Consider the following 406-nt stretch of genomic DNA (forward strand, 5'->3'; position numbering starts at 1 on the left):
ACAACACGAAGGATGCAGCTTTTGGTGCCAGATATGGCTCAACACTCTCCATTGCCGCAAAACGATATTGCTGAATAACGGCCAGGGCACCACCTAGCAATACAGTACTCAAACAAAACAACCAAAAACTTTCATAAGATATAGAAATCGCAGCAAAACATGATACCAAAGCGCTATATAAGGAGGCAGCCAAAAAGATCTTTTTTCTACCGAAACGCTGCATTAGACGCGAGACCGGAATCACGGCACAGGCGGTACCAATAACAATGCCCGCTACAGGCAATGTGGAAAGTTCTGGATCAGGAGCAAGCGATGCCCCGACCAAACCACCGATAAACACAACCATTGGCGCAATACACAAGCCCAGCGCACCAGATAACAATAAAACCAATACATTTCTATTCAT

1 protein-coding gene is annotated in these 406 nt (G+C 45.3%); it reads right to left on the minus strand.

The window, feature by feature from the left end; translation table 11 throughout:
• Positions 1-406, minus strand: a 406-nt coding sequence (locus tag A3766_RS09030; RefSeq protein ID WP_156508807.1) for an MFS transporter, incomplete at both ends; no start/stop codon positions are given.

It is taken from the genome of Oleiphilus sp. HI0132 (genome assembly GCF_001635845.1).